The following is an 18472-nucleotide window of genomic DNA, read 5'->3' as shown; positions in this document are numbered from 1 at the left end:
GCAAATTAATTTTGATGTGAAGCTAATTCTTCCTTAACGTAATCTAATGTCAATAGCAGTTTCTTCAACTCCTCAACATCCAGCCTTAAGGTGTTATCAGAGTTGTATTCGTCGTTAATTAACTTAGGGCCATCTTCCTGTATGTATTTCGTATAATTTAAATCTCTAAAATCTGCAGGCACCCGATAAAATTTACCTAAATCTTCTGCTTTAGACATTTCTTCCTTGGAGCAAAGTGTTTCATACATCTTTTCTGCATGTCTTTCTCCAATAATTTGAATTTCATTGCTTGCATTAAATAATTCTTTTAATGCCTGAGCAAGCACGTGAATCGTAGCGCCTGGAGATTTTTGCACAAAGATGTCTCCTGGATTTCCATTGGTGAAAGCGAACATCACCAATTCTACAGAATCATCTAATGACATCATAAAGCGAGTCATATCAGGATTTGTGATTGTTAATGGTTTGCCTTCTTTGATTTGTTTGATAAACAATGGAATAATTGAGCCCCGAGAACACATCACATTTCCATAACGAGTGGCGGTGAAGACAGCATTGTTATTTTTTACCCTCAGATCACGGGCTTTAGCAATTGTCATCTTTTCCATCATCGCCTTTGATATACCCATAGAATTAATTGGATATACAGCTTTATCTGTACTTAAAACAACAACACGCTGAACTTTATTTTTAGCGGCAGCCTCGAGTACATTTTCTGCACCTAAAATATTTGTCTGAACAGCTTGCATTGGATAAAATTCGCAGGAAGGAACTTGTTTTAATGCAGCAGCGTGGAAAACAAAATCAACACCGTTCATTGCATTGTTAATACTATTAAAATCCCGAATGTCGCCAATAACAAAGTTTAGTTTATCATTTTTATATTCGATTCTCATGTCTTCCTGCTTTTTCTCATCACGAGAAAAAATTCTAATTTCTTTTAAGTCAGAATTTAGGAATCCCTTTAACATGGCATTTCCAAATGATCCTGTTCCACCCGTAATAAGAAGTGTTTTATCTTTGTACATATTTTTATTCTAAAATTCTTTTGAATATATATTTTGTTGTTAATGCGAGGCCTATTAAAAAACCAAATAGCACGCCACCTATAACTGTTCCTTTAACCTTACCGAGCCTAACTATTTTGAGGGGATAAACAGGCTGATCGATAACTTGTATCAATGGAGTTTCTCTTAGCAAAGACATTTTAGTCAACTCTAAATTTTTGACCATCTCAGCGAGTATAGTTTTATTTGTCTCTGCAGAAAACTGCGACCTTTGTGCTGGGGCAGCTCTCTGAATCTGTCTTGTCGGATTTAAATTAGGTGTGGCATCTGCCACTGCAATTGCTGAATATATTGCTCCATTCATAACAGCTCTTACCGAATCAGTTTTATGCTGTAGAATTCGTACGTTTTGTAATGTCTTTTTTGTCTTAGTATTAACATAAAATTCGTTTACATTTCTAACCAGCTGATCGTCGAACGCTTTTGCAAATATTTCATCTTTGGCTCTGACATCAACTTGAATAGTACTCAATTTTTTATCTGGTTTTGCAACGAATAAGTATTCACGATTTAAATTTGTGACAATGGCCCCTAATATACTATCCCGTAAACGGTTGGGTTTAAGGCTGGGGAAACCATCTTGCATGCTATCTGCTTGAAAGTTCAGCTTTAAAAGCTGTGGTTTATCAGCCCATTTTTCCCTCAGGGAGTTGAACGCTATAAAACGATCGATTAACAACTGATCTTTTCCGTTGATTTGAACTGTAGAGAGCAATGTCTTCTCGAGCATCGCTCTCGATTTATATAAGCTCAAAATGTTCTCTCCTTGAAAAATTCCTCCACCAGAACCCCCTAAATCTACACCAGCCATGGATGCTAAACCGGCTAAATTTCCTAAGCCTCCACCTCCTTTTTCATCCTCCAGCACAAATGTAGTAGTAGCAGTATACTTTGGTGTTTCAGAAGTTGCGTAGAAAAACCCTATGGCACTGCCAATTAAAATAGATGTTATAATAATTATCCATTTAGAAAGCAAATAACGCCACCATAGCTGCCCTTTGATGATTAACTCTTTTAAAGAAATTTCATCGTTTTCTATACTTTTAGATTGTTGACTTTCAGTTGTCATTGTGTCTTTTTTCGTTGCCATTTATCATTAGCGCCTCAAGGATTGCTTGTATTTACCTTCATGCTCAAAAGCTTTAATCTCGTTAAACCCACCACAAACGTCACTAAGTGAAGTAAATTACTTAAAATTAAATATTAGAAAGGTAAGTTATCTTAACAGACTCACAATAATTGCCCCTAAAGAAGCCAGACCCGTCCCGATTCCAATCCAGGCAGCTGGGGTCAATCGTTCTCGTTCAGCACGCTTAGGGACCAAAATCTCAGCGCCCGGCCTCACCTTAGGATAGTTATTAAAAAACAAGAAACTTCTGGCACCTTCGACGGAACCATTTGCGTATTTTACGTAAGCTCTGGCCTTTAAAGCATTAGCAGTAAATCCACCGGCTCCATTCACATATCCTTTGAAACCTTTTCCTTTTCTAAAAACAATGTTATTGGGATTTAGCACTTCTCCACTCACCCTGACTGTTTGCAATTGTTTAGGAATTTTAATAACATCCCCGTCTTCAAGTAGCAGATCATTTCTTTTTCCAGCATACTTTAATATCTTGGTTAAATCGATCCCGACCATGTCTGAGGTAATAATCTGCGCTTGCCTGCTAAAATTGCTTGTATCGGCGCCGGATTGAGTAACTCTTTTTAAATTTATAATCCTAGCCTGCTCTTCTTTCTTTCGCTCTTTCAATGCCTCATCGTTATTGCTCGCAGCCGCTTTATCATTCTTAAAAGTGGTTGTATCTACCCCTGGTCTTCTCAAAGAAGCGCCATCTGTATATGCCATCGCAGTCAATCCACCTGCACGCCTAATTAAATCAGAAATTCTTTCGTTTTTATTTTTTATTGTGTAAGTACCTGGGAACAACACTTCGCCTTCAATTTTCACCTGTTTTTGTACCACATAGCCTTCTGCACTTCTTACAGAGACAATATCAAAAGGCTGGAGTATAAAGGTAGTATCAGACAATAATTTTAAATTTTTATCAATGTTGATGGTAAAAACATCAGCTGTACTTGCTGCAACGGATTGAACATTACTATTGCCAACGCGTCTTGAAATTTCAATACGATTTGGGGAGGCACCTTCCTTAAACCCACCTGCCATTTGTATCGCATCTTCAATACTCATATTTTCTGCGTAACGGAATTGATCAGGCTGCCTCACTTCACCTTGCACCGTAACCTTGTATTCATCCCTTAAATCAAAAATCGAAGAAATGGTAATCCTATCTTCTCTTTTTAATAGAATATCTGGCTGAGTACCATTCATGATGGCTGCCACATCAAAAGGCTCCAGTCCTAGGGTATTATCGGGATTTAAACGGCTGATGTAACCGCGGTTCATAAAAGCATCTTCTTTTAAGCCGTCTGCTTTTTGAATCAATTGCTTCAAGGTCATGCCTTTTTCCAATTCAAAATATCCAGGCCTGAATACTGCACCAGAAATTTCTACCCTATTTTCAAATCTATCTAAGATAGGTTCAACAAAAAACTTATCGCCATTTTTAGGAATGTATGTGCCGAAATCAGCTGCAAAAATATCGGTGATTTTTCTTTCTCTTGAAGTGTTCTGGAAAACCTTAACCGCTGATTGATAGGCGATGTTCGAAAAGCCACCCGCAAAATCCAAAACATCCTGAAAACTTTCGCCTTTCAGGGTTTCGAATATGGCCGGATTTTTAACTTCACCCACTAGCTCTACCCTGTTTTCATAAACCGGAACATTAATCACGTCCTGGTCCTGTAAACGAATATTGCCACGTTGCATACCGTTGATAATTAAATCATAGAAATCGACAGTTGCTACCACTTTATTACTTCTCACCACCTGAATTTTACGGTAAGAGCCATTCTGGTTTGGCCCGCCTGCTGCATATAATGCATTAAACACGCTGGATAATGAACTCAAAGTATAAGTGCCTGGTTTGGTTACCTGACCATTCAATACCACTTTAATTCCACGAATATTGCCCAAATTAATAGCCAGCTTTGTTCTGCCCGAACGTAATGCAGGGTACGTCCCAGACATTAAAGATCTGATTTTTGAACGGGCCTCTTCAATACTCAAGCCGCCAACTTTAACCAAGCCAACATATTCTATTCTAATCGAACCATCCGGACTAACCTTCAAATCATAGTTGGCTTCGTTATCACCTGTAATATCGATTAATAATTGATCATCAGGACCAATAACATAGCCTGCTGGTGTTGCCATTCTTAAATTTGGCTCAAAAGTGATATTGGTATTTTTAAATAATTCTGAACCAAATATCTTAGGTTTTAAATCATCAAAGGCTTTATCAATTAACTCTTGTTTAGTGGGCTGTGTGATAGAGGTGCTATCGCCTCCGCCAACATACTGTCGATCGGTTCTTACTGCTGAACCACTACTATTACCTGTATTTGAAGATTTAACAGACGAAGCAGCCGTTCCACCTTGCCTGATTTTTTCGACTCTAGTACGCAGTTTTGCAATTTCTTCAGCTTTCATGCCCTGAGCTGCCGCCATTTGTTCAAGTTGGGCATCACTATAGCCTAACGATTCTGCTCTTTGCATCAATTGTTTGATTTGTGCATCAGATAATTCATCAACTTTTTGGTTGGCAAAATTGCTTTGTGCTAAAACCACCGTATTGGTGAATAATGTAAAGATGAACAAGGATAATAATAGAACTAATTTTTGTTTCATAAATATAGTATTGTCAAGCTTTTTCAGCTTCACTTGTTATTCAAAATAATTTAAGGTTTTAAAACCACCCGATTTAAGATATTCATCTTTTTTCATTAAATGCAAATCGGCAATCACCATATCCCTAACCAAGCCAGGTAAATCATATTTTGGTTTCCAACCTAATTGAGTCTTTGATTTAGTAGGATCTCCTAATAACAAATCAACTTCGGTAGGTCGGAAATATTTAGGATCTACTCTAATTATGGTTTGACCTGGTTTTAAGTTATCAAGATTTAAACCTAAGGCTATTGCCCTTTCTTCCTCAACATAAATAATTACACCTTTTTCATTTTCATCCTTGCCCGAAAATTCAATTTCGATACCAAGCTCCGCAAAGCTCATTCGAACAAAATCACGAACCGTAGTGGTTACACCGGTTGCAATAACAAAATCTTCAGGCTTATCTTGTTGCAAAATCAGCCACATGGCTTCGATATAATCTTTTGCATGGCCCCAATCTCTTTGTGCAGATAAATTACCCAGGTAAAGACAGTTTTGCAAACCTAAAGCGATTTTAGCCGTTGCTCTTGTTATTTTACGGGTTACAAAGGTTTCGCCACGTAGTGGACTTTCATGGTTAAATAAAATACCATTACAAGCAAACATTCCATAAGCTTCGCGATAATTTTTAGTTATCCAGAAACCATAAATCTTTGCAACACCATAAGGTGAACGGGGATAAAAGGCAGAGTTTTCATCATAAAAACCCCTATCATTTTTATTCTCTGGCATCCCGCCATATAATTCGGAAGTAGAGGCCTGATAAATCCTAGTTTTCTGCTCAAGGCCTAAAATACGTACCGCTTCTAAAATTCGTAGTGTTCCAATGCCATCAACATTCGCTACGTATTCTGGCGAATCGAACGAGACCATAACATGACTCATCGCCCCCAGGTTATAGATCTCGTCTGGCTGTGTTTCCTGAATGATGCGGATTAAGTTGGTAGAATCGGTTAAATCACCGTAATGGAGTTTGAAATGAACATTGTTTTCATGCTGATCCTGATAGAGGTGATCTATCCTGTCCGTATTAAAAAGAGAACTTCTTCTTTTAATACCATGAACAAAGTAACCCTTTTTTAACAAAAATTCGGCTAAATATGCACCATCTTGTCCGGTAACACCGGTAATAAGAGCAACTTTCATAAAATTAATTCATAGACATTAAGCCCGCAAACATACGTAATAAATTTTGTGTAAAAAAATACAAGTCAGCGAATCAATTTCAAAAGAAGAGGAAATGCCTACAACCTTGCATCTACAAAATCTCTATCAATAAATGATTTAGTATCGAAGATTACACAACTATTGGCTTTCAGAGCCTTATAATCTATGGTTAAGAATTGTTGATGGGCTACAGCTAAAATCAAAGCATCATAATCGGTACTTTGTAAATCCTCTAGTAGCTGTATCTGGTGTTCTTTTAAAACTGTTGCTTTATCTGCCCATGGGTCATAAACCTCAACATCCACAGAAAATGATCTTAGCTCTTTGTAAATATCTACAACACGGGTATTTCTGATATCGGGACAATTCTCCTTAAAAGCAAAACCTAAAATCAGCACTTTAGCATTTTTGATAACTTTATCTTTTGCCACCATCATCTTAATCACCTTGTTTGCTACGAAAGTGCCCATATTATCGTTTACCCGTCTTCCGGATAATATAACTTCGGGTTTGTAACCTAAAGACTCAGATTTATGTGCAAGATAATAAGGATCTACGCCGATGCAATGACCACCAACTAAACCGGGTTTATAATTCAAAAAATTCCATTTAGTGGATGCCGCAGCTAAAACATCGCTGGTATCGATAGCCATCTTATCGAATATCAAAGCCAACTCATTTACAAATGAAATGTTAACATCACGCTGGGCGTTTTCAATAGCTTTGGAAGCTTCTGCAACCTTTATACTTGGTGCAAGGTGTGTACCTGCCGTAATGATGCTGGAATAGAGCGCATCAATTTCAACTGCAACCTCCGGAGTGGAACCAGAAGTAACTTTTTTAATTTTGGTAAGGGTATTTATTTTATCGCCAGGATTTATGCGTTCGGGCGAATAACCGCAAAAAAAATCTACATTATACTTTAAACCGGAGATTTTTTCTAAAACCGGCACACAATCTTCTTCAGTACACCCAGGGTAAACTGTAGATTCATAAACGACAATATCATCCTTTTTTAAAACAACACCTAACATCCTGGAGGCAGATAATAGCGGTGTTAAATCTGGTTGTTTCAGGTGGTCGATGGGCGTAGGTACGGTAACAATATAGATGTTGCTATTGCTAATGTCAGGGAGGCTGCTGCTAAATTTTATTCCGTGTTCACTAATGGCTTTTTTCAGTTCAGCTAAATCGGCTTCTTTTGTATGATCATTCCCTTCCTCTAACTCTTTAACACGCTCTTCATTAATATCAAAGCCTATCACCTCATATTTTTTGGCAAACTCAAGGGCCAAAGGCAATCCAACATAACCTAATCCAATGATGGCAATTTTTTTAGTCTTATCCATTTAACTGATGTATTGCGGATAAAGGTAATTAAAATCATCTATCCAGTTTTATTTGATTGATTAGCCCTTCTAAATAAAATTGTTACGTTTCTTCAGATACCAATCTAAGGATATAAAAGTTGGATTTAAAATACCCACTTAAAAGCACAACAAACTAACATCCTAATTGAAGTAGCATAGGCTGGTAAAATTTGTACAACCCTGGCAATACTAATGCTTAGCCATTTTTATAATGCACCTCTACTTCTATGCCCTGGCGCCTGGCATAGCAAATGATAGTTGCATAGGCCATTGAAACTTTTGAACAAACTCTAAGTAACCAATAGCCAGACAGCACATCCCCCCGATTTTTCATCGGGCTTGTGCTGCCGTAATATAAGTTTCGATGCGCATAGCCAATACCAGTTGCAAGCCTTGATGTTATATCTTTTTTGTTGTTGTTTTTTTGGTAGGCATGCTTTCGCTGCGCTCAGGTTTGTTTCTTTTTATATCAAGAAAAAAGAAAGAGCCTTGCGGCAAGCAAACAACCCAAAACTTATCCCATAAAAAAAGCCACATATTTAAGGTTAGGTAAATATTGTGGCTCATTTATATGTTTTTTATTCTTTATTTAATCTGCTTCAGCAAATAAGCGCCATAACCACTTTTAACCAATGGCGTAGCTATTGCTTTCAATTGTTCTCCATCAATAAAACCCATGCGATAGGCAATTTCTTCAATACATCCGATTTTTAAGCCCTGACGTTCTTCGATAATCTGAACGAACTGACCTGCCTGCATTAATGAAGTAAAAGTACCGGTATCTAACCAGGCTGTTCCTCTTGATAAAACACCAACCTTCAAAGTACCTCTTTCCAGGTAAACTTTGTTAACATCAGTAATTTCATATTCACCTCTTGGTGAGGGTTTGATCTTTTTAGCAATTTCTACCACTTCATTATCATAGAAATATAAGCCTGGCACAGCGTAGTCTGATTTCGGATTTTCAGGCTTCTCTTCAATAGAGATGGCCTTTTTATTTTCATCAAATTCTACTACACCATAACGTTCCGGATCGGAAACCTGGTAAGCAAATACCACACCGCCCTCTGGATTTGAACTGGCTTGCAATAATTTAGCCATTCCATCACCATGGAAAATATTATCGCCTAAAACTAAAGCAACTTTATCTTTACCAATAAATTCTTCTCCAATAACGAAGGCCTGCGCCAAACCATTCGGTTCTGCCTGTACTGCATAACTGAATTTACAGCCAAGAGCAGCACCATCACCCAATAATTTCTCGAAATTTGGCAAATCGTGAGGCGTAGAAATAATTAAAATTTCTTTAATACCGGCAAGCATTAAAGTAGATAGCGGATAATAAATCATCGGCTTATCGTAAACCGGCATCATTTGCTTACTGCATGCAAGCGTTAAAGGATGTAAACGTGTTCCGCTGCCACCAGCTAAGATTATACCTTTCATTTTTTGAAAATTGGTTATTGAGTATTCTTAATTTTTGAGATACACTCCACCAGGCTATCTCTCCAGTAAGGGATTTCTATATTAAATGTTGATTTAATTTTAGATTTATCCATAACTGAAAAAGCCGGTCGGGTAGCTTTTGTTGGATAAGCTGAACCCGGAATGGGATTGGCTTTAACCTGGGTATTACTGATGTCAAAGATAGCTTTAGCAAAATCAAACCACGAAGTTACGCCTTCATTACTGTAATGATATAAACCATAACGCTCCGAACCCGAATCAATGATATCAAAAATTGTATTGGCCAAGTCGATGGCATAAGTTGGTGTGCCTACCTGATCAGCAATTATACCCAATTCATCTCTTTCTGCACCCAATTTTAACATCGTTTTTACGAAGTTATTGGCATATTCTGAATATAACCAGCTGGTGCGAAGAATGAAATGTTTATCTAAAATAGATACTACAGCTTTTTCACCGTCAAGTTTGGTTACACCATATACATTGATAGGTTTAGCTTCGTCTTCTTCTTTCAGAAGTTTCACCTCAGTTCCCTCAAAAACAAAATCTGTAGAGATGTGCACTAAAGCAGCATCCACAACTTTGCAGGCCCTTGCTAAATTAGCAGCACCTGTTTCGTTTACTGCTTTAGCTAATTCGGTTTCATCTTCTGCTTTATCTACCGCAGTATATGCGGCGCAATTGATAACAAAAGCTGGTTTTTCTCTTTCCAATAGTGTTTTTAAAAGTTCTTCGTTCAGGATATTGGCTTCCTGCTCTACCGGAAATACGATATCACTTATACCTCTACGCTCTGCCACAGTTTTAAGGCATTGCCCTAACTGACCGCCTGCGCCGATTACTAATATTTTACCCATATTATTTTAAGGAAGAAAAAGCATTTAATATTAAGTCTTTATCTGAAATAGATGCCTTATCTTCAGGAATCATCCAGTCTATACCTAAATCCTGATCGTTATACATGATGCCGATTTCAGCTGATTTTTCATAGAAGTTATCGCACTTGTAAAAAAATTCAGCGGTTTCACTTAAGACGGAAAAACCGTGTAAAAAACCTCTTGGTACATATAATTGCAACCTGTTTTCGGCACTTAGTTTTACCGAAATGTGTTTACCAAAAGTTGGAGAACCCGGACGGATATCCACAGCGACATCTAAAACTTCGCCTTTTAGCACACGAACCAGTTTTGCCTGTGCAAATTCACCTGCCTGTGCATGCAATCCTCTGATAACGCCATAAGTAGAAAAAGATTGGTTATCCTGAACAAACTGTCCATTCATACCTGTTTTTTCTTCGAAGGTGTTTTTATTAAATCCCTCGAAAAAATAACCTCTTGAATCTTCAATAACCCTTGGCTTAATAATAAAGCAGTCTTTTAATCCTGTTTCTTGAATCTCCATTATTTATTGCTGTATTGTTGTTCGTAATAAGATTGATAATTGCCTGAAGTAACATTGTTTAACCAATCTTCATTTTGTAAATACCAATCAACCGTTTTAGCTAAACCTTCTTCGAATTGTAAACTAGGTACCCAGTCTAATTGTTTTTGCAATTTAGAAGAATCGATGGCATACCTTAAATCATGACCTGCTCTATCGGTTACATAAGTAATTAATTTAGCAGATTCACCTTTTTCACGACCTAATTTTTCATCCATGATGGTACATAAAAGATTAATTAAGTCGATATTTTTCCATTCATTATGTCCGCCGATATTATAAGTATCACCGGTTTTAGAATTATGGAAAATTACATCGATTGCACGGGCATGGTCTTCAACCCAAAGCCAGTCGCGAACATTTTCACCTTTACCATAAACAGGAACAGGTTTGTTATTTTTAATGTTATTTATGGCTAATGGAATTAATTTCTCCGGGAAATGGTGAGAACCATAATTGTTAGAGCAATTCGAAATTACACAGTCCATACCATAAGTATCATGGTATGCACGTACAAAATGATCTGAACTTGCTTTTGATGCAGAATACGGGCTATGCGGATCGTAAGCGGTGGTTTCCGTAAACATACCTTCTTCGCCTAATGCGCCATAAACTTCATCTGTACTTACGTGATAAAATCTTTTTTTATCGTAATCGCCTTTCCAATATTCGCGGGCGGCATTTAATAAGTTTACCGTACCGATTACATTGGTGATGACGAATGCGGTTGGATCAGCAATCGATCTATCTACGTGGCTTTCTGCAGCTAAATGGATAACCGCATCGAAATTTTCTGTTTTGAACAACTCGTTCATTGCCGAAGCATCTGCGATATCTTCCTTTACAAACCTATAATTTGGTTTATTTTCAATATCAGTTAAATTAGCCAGATTACCTGCATAGGTTAATTTGTCTAAATTTACAATTTCATACTGAGGATAGTTATTTACGAAACGGCGCACTACATGAGAACCGATAAAGCCGGCACCACCGGTAATTAGAATTTTTTTCACGTTGTTATCAGAGATATATGAATTTCAATCTGCTAAAATAAGATAGATATTACACATATACAATTAATTATGTATTAGTAAAGCTTTATAATACTTAATCTCAGTAAAACACAATTCAGCATACCTCTTCGTTACGAGGTACAAATTATTAAACTATTTAAGACACTCTATTCTATCCGTAGATACAGCGTAGCTCAAGTAGGGATAAAGCATAGATAAAGTACTGTAATAGTACTAAATTGAAATTCCTGATTTATGCTACATTGCAGCAACCGATTCTTCCAGCTCTTTATACCATTGCTCACCATATTTACGGATAAGCGGTCCTTTAAGAAAACTGTAAACCGGCACCTTCAATTCCTTACCGAAAGTACAGGCATCATGGCAAATGTGCCACCTGTCGTAATTTAATACATCAAATTCTGGGTATTTAGTTATTCGGATTGGGTAAAGGTGGCAGGAAATTGGCTTCTGCCATGCTACCAGGCCTTGCTCATAAGCCTTTTCAATGGCGCATTTGGTTATGCCATTTTCAAAAAGTACATAAGCGCATTCTTTATTTTTATCCACACAAGGCGTGGTTAGGTCGCCATCTTCATCCACCACATAAGTCCCCTGTTCTTCGATGGCTTTGATACCTTTCTCATTCAGCAGGTGTTTTATTTTTGGATAAATCTCGTCTAAAATTGCAGTTTCATCATTATCTAATGGTGCTCCCGAATCCCCTTCCACACAGCAAATTCCTTTGCACTTACTCAGATTGCAAACAAAGTTCTCTTTTAAAACATCTTCGTGCACCAGCACTTGTTCTACCTCTATCATGATTAATCTTTTGCTAAAGCATATTTTAAGCCTGAAGCCGATTTTAACTCCATCGTTACCGCACCTACTAAAATTTCAACCTGTGCCTTTACCGGTACACGGTTTCCATCATCCGTTACCCAAAGGTACAAACGGCTATCTTTTTTAAAAATCCGGCCAGGTTTTATAGACGGACTAAATTTTAAACACCTGATTTTACCCAATTTACTCTGAACGGTTTCTTTGCCAATATATTCAACTTCCAAAGCCGAAATTTCATCACCAAGAAAATAATTCAATTTAAACTTATCGCCTGTTTTTATTTTAGAGATGTCCAGACTTCTTGCAAAATAGTAAGCCGATACCAAATCGAAGGTTTGTGTAGTTGGCGTACTGAAAGTTCCCCTGTTCGAAACCACTTTTTTACCAACCTGATTAAACCGGGCTTTGTCTTGTCTTTTATAACTCGCTTCTCGGATATTTTCCTGATAGAAATAAGGAGTCAATTCATTTTTATCAATATAAGAATCGTAATGGTCTCTTATTTTATAAAAAACATCAAAAGTGCCCGAGGTTTGTGCATCTACTGTTAATTTATAGGTTGGTTTGTTATCAAACTTTAAATCTGAATTTTGCACCTTAATCGTTGCTTCTGCAGCCGTTATAAATCCATAGCGAAGCTTGTAACTTAATACCTCTCCATCTTGGAAAACAGGCTCCTTCTTGAGCGGAAGTTCCTGAGCGGATGCATACCAGGTGGCAAAGGTGAATAATATTGTGAATAACCTTTTCATTTGTGTGTGTGTTGTTTGTGTCCGACCGTATAATAACGCTTTATTTGCAGTCCTGTTACAATATGCAAAAAACAATCCAAGTTTTTATTGAGCACATCTAATAAATTCAGCAACACCAAAACAACATTCAGAAACGGGTTTAATCTTTTCTTTTATACACCGGAACAGTTGAACAAGGCTCCCCAAACATTATACTTTTAACAACGGGTGTAAGTAAATTTGTAATTTCTACATAAGCGGCAACCGGAATATCAATGTCTCCGCAACCTTTTACCACTACACGTTCATTTGCAAAATTTTCGGGATTAATTTTAGCAATTGCCTTGGAGAATAGTATTGCCTCTAGCGTTTCCAGGTTTCCAAAAACCACCTCATTTGCGAATGGCTTTAATTTATTAGCCAAAAGCATATAAGCCCAGGTAGGCACGATGGCATCTGTAGAACAGATAACTGAAACATTTTTACCTTGATATTGAGACCAATCGTGTGCTTTTATAAATTCCCTGAAGTCCTTCTCCCTCAACATCAATCCATGAAAAAGGTTATCTTTTATATCATACACAACTCGCTCGCCCGGATGATAATAATCTTCCAGGTTTAAAGTGATTAAACCGCTGTTCGCTACCTTATTGATGATGTTCTCTTGAATTTCCATGGCTAACAAATAAAAAAACCGTTCTGACTTAACATCAGAACGGTTCAAATTTACGGAATTTCTAATTAATAGAATTTCACGCGATTGTCTTTTATCTTCGCATTATCTTGCAAAGCCTGGAAAGCCGAACCTAATGAACGTTGACCTAAGGTCATTAACATGCTTTCTTTTTGTTTAAACATATTTGCAATTGGAGCAGGATTTGTAAATCCATCAACAGTGAAAACATACACACCACGCTCACCCTGAACCGGTGCAGAAACCTTACCCGGTTGAGAACCGAAAACAGAACCCACCAATTTATTTTCCTGAGCCACACCTGGAATAATTGGGTTTGCGAAAACAATGTTTTGAACTGGCATCACCTGGCGACCAACTTTTGATGCAATTTGATTTAAGTTTCCTTTACCAGCACCTTCAAGCTTAGCAGCAAGCAATTTGCCTTTAGCCGCACTTAACACCATTGGTTGAATTTCTTTTTTAACTGCATCTAAAGATAAAACACCTTTAGGTTTAACATCTGTTAAACGAGCAACAACATAAGCATCACCCATGGTGTAAATTTCAGGTAAAACATCACCTTTATCTGCCGCGTATGCATCCTGAATTAATTTACGTGGATTATCTAATCCCGGAGCAAAGCCCTGAGTAGCCGTAATTTTATCTGCAACAGCTGTTTTCAATTTATCTTTCGCTGCAAGCTTTGCAAAATCATTGCCTTTAACATTAGCTAAGAAGTTGCTAGCCGCCTTATAAGCTGCGGCCTGCGTTTTGCTACTTGCTGCTAATGATTTCTCGATGTAAGCTAATTTCGCAACTTTAGACGAACCAATTTGTTTTTCAATTTTGATTAAGTGAACACCAAACTGAGATTTCACAACTTTTAAATCACCCGTCTTACCATCAAAAGCAGCATTCTCAAATTCAGGAACCATTGTACCACGAGCGAAAGTACCCAAATCGCCACCTTTATCTTTAGAACCATCTACACTGTAGATTTTTGCAAGGTCTGATAAACTTTTACCCCCGGCAATTAAGCTTTTTAATGAATCGGCAAGTTTAACTGCCTTATCTTCACCACCTACCTTAGCTGGGTCTATCAAAATATGACTTGCTTTAACCGAATCAGGAGAGAAACGAGTAGCAACAACTTTGATTACTTTATAAGAATTACCTGATAGGGCTGGTCCGTAATAACTTCCGGCAGGCAAAGAAAATACAGCAGAATCTACTGCAGGATCTAATTTACCTTTAGTTAAGTAAGTAAAAGGAACTTTAACATCAGAGTTAATCGCCGCATAAAGCGAATCATTTTTAGCTGTTCTGAAATCGGCAGCAATTTTATCTACCTGAGCTTTTACCGCAGCAGAATCTGCCTTTGTAGGTTTAATGCTGAAGGTAACATATTCAAATGAACGTAATTCCTGAGCATTATTGAAACGTGCTTTGTTCGCGTCATAATATTCCGAGTAATCTGCATCCGTTAATTTAACTGAAGCATCAGGAATAGAGGTATAATCAAGATTTACATATTTGAAATTAGCCAGCTTGTTACGGTTGGTATATTCATCAGTTGCTTCTAATGAAGTAACATAAACTGAATTACGTACTAAGTTTGAATATTTCTGTTGTAAAGCCTGGTTTTTAATTTCTGTTTGCAACAAAAGCGACTGACTTTGTGCTTGTGGCTCTTTAGATTTCAGAAAGCTGTTTAAAGACATTCTATCTAACTGACCGGTTTGAGGGTTTGTGAAGTATTGTTTAATTAGCGGACTTGGATTTTGACCAACTAATAAATCTAATAATTCATCTTCTGATACCGTTAAACCTAAACGATCGTATTCTTTAGTTAATAACACGTTGGCTAACTCTGCATTCCACACCTGATCAACTGCCATTGATTGCATTTGAGCGTTAGAACCGCCACCATATTGTTGTTTTAACTGATTTACACTTTGCTCTACCTTTGGTCCGAAATCATCAATACTGATGTCTTTTCCATCAACCGAACCAACAGTTTTTTGGTTGGCTGCCCAAAAAGGCTTACCCACGTTAATTGCATCACCTACTAAAAATGCAACAATTGCAAAACCAATCATGAATACAAGAATGTATCCGGCACGGTTACGCAAAAATGTCATTAATCCCATATTGTACTTTAAATTATTTAGTTTTTTTTAAGAGGGCGCAAGATACAAATTTGCCTTAAAAAAGAAAATACTAAATTTTATTTATCAAGTGTTTAATTTTTAAGCAAATAAGCGTTGCAAAAATAGCGCTTTTAAGGTGCTATGGCATCTTTTAAAACGGCCTGACCTGTTGCAGAATTAAAGGTATAGGTGCTAAAATCTTGCGGTGCCTGAAAATCAACCCCGTCCAGAATGTTCCCATCGATGGTTTTAACGGTTACCTTTTGTTTGGAATAGAATATCTTTTGCGCTTCATCCCAAATCAATTCTTCTGAGGAGAAAGTATCGCCTTTAATATTCTTCACAATTACGTTCTTCCTGAAAATGGTTTTTTGTTCCTGAGAACGGCGAATAGCATAATCGCTAATGAGCGTTCCGTCTATTTTACCGGTTTGTACGTTAAAGAAATCTATCTTAACCCCTTTAATCATTTCCTGGTATTCGCCACCGTTAGATGGGGTAACTTTATCCATTATCGGAGCGTTACCTTTCGCCTTTACACGAGCCGAATCACTGTAAATAATTTCTACACCAAGCGTTCTGTCCCGGTTTAAGGTTATCTTCTTATCTCCGACAGCATTAGCCTTTTTTAAGTCATCATCTCCACAGGAAACCAGAAATAAAGGCAACCCAAGCATTAAACCATATAAAAAAGTTTTGCCATTCATTAATCTACTCTATACTTACGGAACCAGGTATCGTTAAGCGTAAAACCTAAATGGAAGTTGATGAAACGCTCTCTAACCAAGCTGTTGGTTAAAGTTCCACGCTGACCAACTTCTGTAGTGAAGTTAATTTTGTAGAAGGTTGAGCCCACATTTGCCGATGGTAAAGGGAAACCAAAACCGATGGAAGCGCCCATCTGCTTAATATCCTGATTACCGATTTTGATGTAGGTTTTATCATAACTAACACCTAAACGATAGTCAACACGTTTAAAATAGTTATTGTAAGATGTAATATCCGGTGTAAATTGGCCACCCAAAGATGCACCGTAGCTATCCTGCAAACCTTGGTTTACATTATTAAGCGTTACATTAGCCCATTTGCTCATTCTAAAATCGGCACCAATTAACCATTTATCTGTTTGTTGAATAGATACACCGAAATTATGAGATAACGGAAGTTTTAAGTTTGATTTAGCACTTACAACCGAGCTCAATGTATCAATAGCTGTACCCTCATTACCGGTTTGGTCTCTTTGGTAAATAGTAGCGAAGTAAGATTGGCTAGAATTAATTTTACCAGAGCTGCTACCGGAATAACCCAAGGTTACAAGTGTTTTTGGCGCAACATTGAAATTGTACTGAATACCGTAAGAATAGTTTAAACCACCAACACTGTTTTTATTTTGAAGTTTAGAGTTTAAGGCTCCAACTTCTGCAAATTCAGTTGCTCGGGTCGAAATTAAGTTACCAAAGATATATTCTACGTTAGCACCAATGCTCAAATGGTCTCCGAATCTGTATCCGTAACCAAAATATGCCTTCGATAAACCACCTTCACCTTCATAAAGCTGATCTACACTCATGGTATCTATCTTAACCGAATTTTTATAGCTGTAACCTAAATCGGTATAAGGCATTACACCAAAACTAATAGCCGAGCGCCTGTTTATTGGTGCAGCAAAAGCCAGGTGACCAAAAGTTGCGTTGAAGCTGGTTTCGTTTAAATTATTTCTGGAAAGTGAATTTAATCCGGCGCTCATGCCTAAATCTATTGTAGTTAGGGTAATACCCGAATACGATGCAGGATTCTGCATATTGATATAGTTGAAGCCATTAACCTTACCTACTGCAGTAGATATGCCGCCCATAGCACGTAATTGAGGCAATAATGAACCTTTTACGTTACCAAATCCAAATCTTGAGTAGGGTGATGATGTAGTTACCTGTGCCTGAACACCTAAACCACAAACAAAAACGAGTATGGCTGCAATATAATTTATTCTTCTGTACATTTTAATCTGCAATAGCTTCATTTAATCCTTTTAATACCAAATAGGAATCTTTAATTATTAGAGGCGCAAAGATGCTGTTTTGTAATTGGTTAACCAAAAAATCCGCATCTCCCCCTGTTATTATTACCTTTAAGGCACTTTCTTGTATCTTATTTAGGGAAATAAACCCTTCAATTTCATTTAAAACGCCTTGCAAAATGCCGTTTTTAATAGCAGACTGTGTGTCCGTTCCTGCCGGGATGGCTTCTTTATCATCCCACTTTACTAAGGGCAACCGGCCTGTAAAATGATGAACAGCGTTGAATCTCATGTTTATCCCCGGACTAATACTGCCCCCAAAATACTCCTGATTTTGATTCAATAAATCATAAGTGATACATGTTCCGGCATCTATAACTAAAAATGCCTGCCCTTTAAAAATAGCATTGGCGCCTAAAATTGCTGCCCATCTATCCAAACCTAGGGTTTCGGGTGTTTTATATTTATTTAATACGCCATTACTCAGCAAAGCTGAAAAACGAACATATTCTGTATGATTCTTTAAAAAATCTTCTAAGCTTTTAATCTCTTCATCAACCGAACTTATTATCGATTTCTGAATATTAAACTGATTGATTAAGTGCAACAGATCGCTCGTTGCTACTTGCTCAAACCGTTGATAATGAACAATATCTTTGCCTGAAAAAACGGCAATTTTAGTAGCAGAATTGCCAATATCGATACTTAAATTGTGCATTTAACTTTAGCGGAATC

Annotated in this window: 16 protein-coding genes; all 16 read right to left on the bottom strand. The window is 37.3% G+C overall.

The window, feature by feature from the left end; genetic code table 11:
• Positions 1-5: 5 nt before the first annotated feature.
• The gene (locus LUA90_RS06805) at positions 6-1028 is read right to left on the bottom strand and encodes a polysaccharide biosynthesis protein (protein WP_231458830.1); all 1023 of its coding nucleotides are present in this window, start codon (positions 1026-1028) and stop codon (positions 6-8) included.
• A gap of 4 nt (positions 1029-1032) precedes the next feature.
• Complete coding sequence (locus LUA90_RS06800) at positions 1033-2157, bottom strand: Wzz/FepE/Etk N-terminal domain-containing protein (RefSeq protein WP_231458829.1); 1125 nt, start codon at positions 2155-2157, stop codon at positions 1033-1035.
• Positions 2158-2283: 126 nt separating this feature from the next.
• The gene (locus LUA90_RS06795; protein WP_231490660.1) at positions 2284-4821 is read right to left on the bottom strand and encodes an SLBB domain-containing protein; all 2538 of its coding nucleotides are present in this window, start codon (positions 4819-4821) and stop codon (positions 2284-2286) included.
• 36 nt (positions 4822-4857) lie between these two features.
• Positions 4858-6009: a GDP-mannose 4,6-dehydratase gene (gene gmd, locus LUA90_RS06790; RefSeq protein WP_231490659.1), complete on the bottom strand. Its 1152-nt coding sequence runs from the start codon at positions 6007-6009 to the stop codon at positions 4858-4860.
• Positions 6010-6107: 98 nt separating this feature from the next.
• On the bottom strand, positions 6108-7379 hold the full coding sequence (locus LUA90_RS06785; protein WP_231458826.1) for a nucleotide sugar dehydrogenase: 1272 nt from the start codon (positions 7377-7379) through the stop codon (positions 6108-6110).
• A gap of 606 nt (positions 7380-7985) precedes the next feature.
• Entirely contained in the window at positions 7986-8846 is an 861-nt protein-coding gene (gene rfbA, locus LUA90_RS06780) for a glucose-1-phosphate thymidylyltransferase RfbA (RefSeq protein ID WP_231458825.1), read from the bottom strand.
• A gap of 14 nt (positions 8847-8860) precedes the next feature.
• Entirely contained in the window at positions 8861-9724 is an 864-nt protein-coding gene (gene rfbD, locus LUA90_RS06775; RefSeq protein WP_231458824.1) for a dTDP-4-dehydrorhamnose reductase, read from the bottom strand.
• A 1-nt stretch (position 9725) separates the two neighbouring features.
• Positions 9726-10268: a dTDP-4-dehydrorhamnose 3,5-epimerase gene (gene rfbC, locus LUA90_RS06770; protein ID WP_231458823.1), complete on the bottom strand. Its 543-nt coding sequence runs from the start codon at positions 10266-10268 to the stop codon at positions 9726-9728.
• Positions 10268-11320, bottom strand: coding sequence for a dTDP-glucose 4,6-dehydratase (gene rfbB, locus LUA90_RS06765; RefSeq protein ID WP_231458822.1), 1053 nt, complete (start codon positions 11318-11320; stop codon positions 10268-10270). The genes rfbC and rfbB overlap by 1 nt, the downstream gene beginning before the upstream one ends.
• Positions 11321-11578: 258 nt before the next feature.
• Positions 11579-12142, bottom strand: a complete 564-nt coding sequence (locus LUA90_RS06760) for a DUF3109 family protein (RefSeq protein ID WP_231458821.1) — start codon at positions 12140-12142, stop codon at positions 11579-11581.
• A gap of 2 nt (positions 12143-12144) precedes the next feature.
• The gene (locus LUA90_RS06755) at positions 12145-12915 is read right to left on the bottom strand and encodes a DUF3108 domain-containing protein (protein WP_231458820.1); all 771 of its coding nucleotides are present in this window, start codon (positions 12913-12915) and stop codon (positions 12145-12147) included.
• A 139-nt stretch (positions 12916-13054) separates the two neighbouring features.
• Complete coding sequence (locus LUA90_RS06750; protein WP_231458819.1) at positions 13055-13570, bottom strand: DUF2480 family protein; 516 nt, start codon at positions 13568-13570, stop codon at positions 13055-13057.
• Between the two features lie 65 nt (positions 13571-13635).
• Positions 13636-15720 (bottom strand): SurA N-terminal domain-containing protein, encoded by a 2085-nt coding sequence (locus LUA90_RS06745; protein WP_231458818.1) that lies wholly within the window; start codon positions 15718-15720, stop codon positions 13636-13638.
• Positions 15721-15851: 131 nt separating this feature from the next.
• Positions 15852-16427 carry a hypothetical protein gene (locus LUA90_RS06740; protein WP_231490658.1) on the bottom strand — a complete coding sequence of 192 codons (576 nt, stop codon included), beginning with the start codon at positions 16425-16427 and terminating at the stop codon, positions 15852-15854.
• Positions 16427-17719, bottom strand: coding sequence for a hypothetical protein (locus LUA90_RS06735; RefSeq protein WP_231458816.1), 1293 nt, complete (start codon positions 17717-17719; stop codon positions 16427-16429). Before LUA90_RS06735 ends, LUA90_RS06740 begins: the two co-directional genes overlap by 1 nt.
• Before the next feature lies 1 nt (position 17720).
• The gene (locus LUA90_RS06730) at positions 17721-18455 is read right to left on the bottom strand and encodes a type III pantothenate kinase (RefSeq protein ID WP_231458815.1); all 735 of its coding nucleotides are present in this window, start codon (positions 18453-18455) and stop codon (positions 17721-17723) included.
• Positions 18456-18472: the final 17 nt, after the last annotated feature.

The sequence above is a fragment of the Pedobacter sp. Leaf170 genome, assembly GCF_920984665.1.
In the GTDB taxonomy this organism is placed as follows: Bacteria; Bacteroidota; Bacteroidia; order Sphingobacteriales; family Sphingobacteriaceae; genus Pedobacter.
This window is presented reverse-complemented; position numbering and strand designations above follow the sequence as displayed.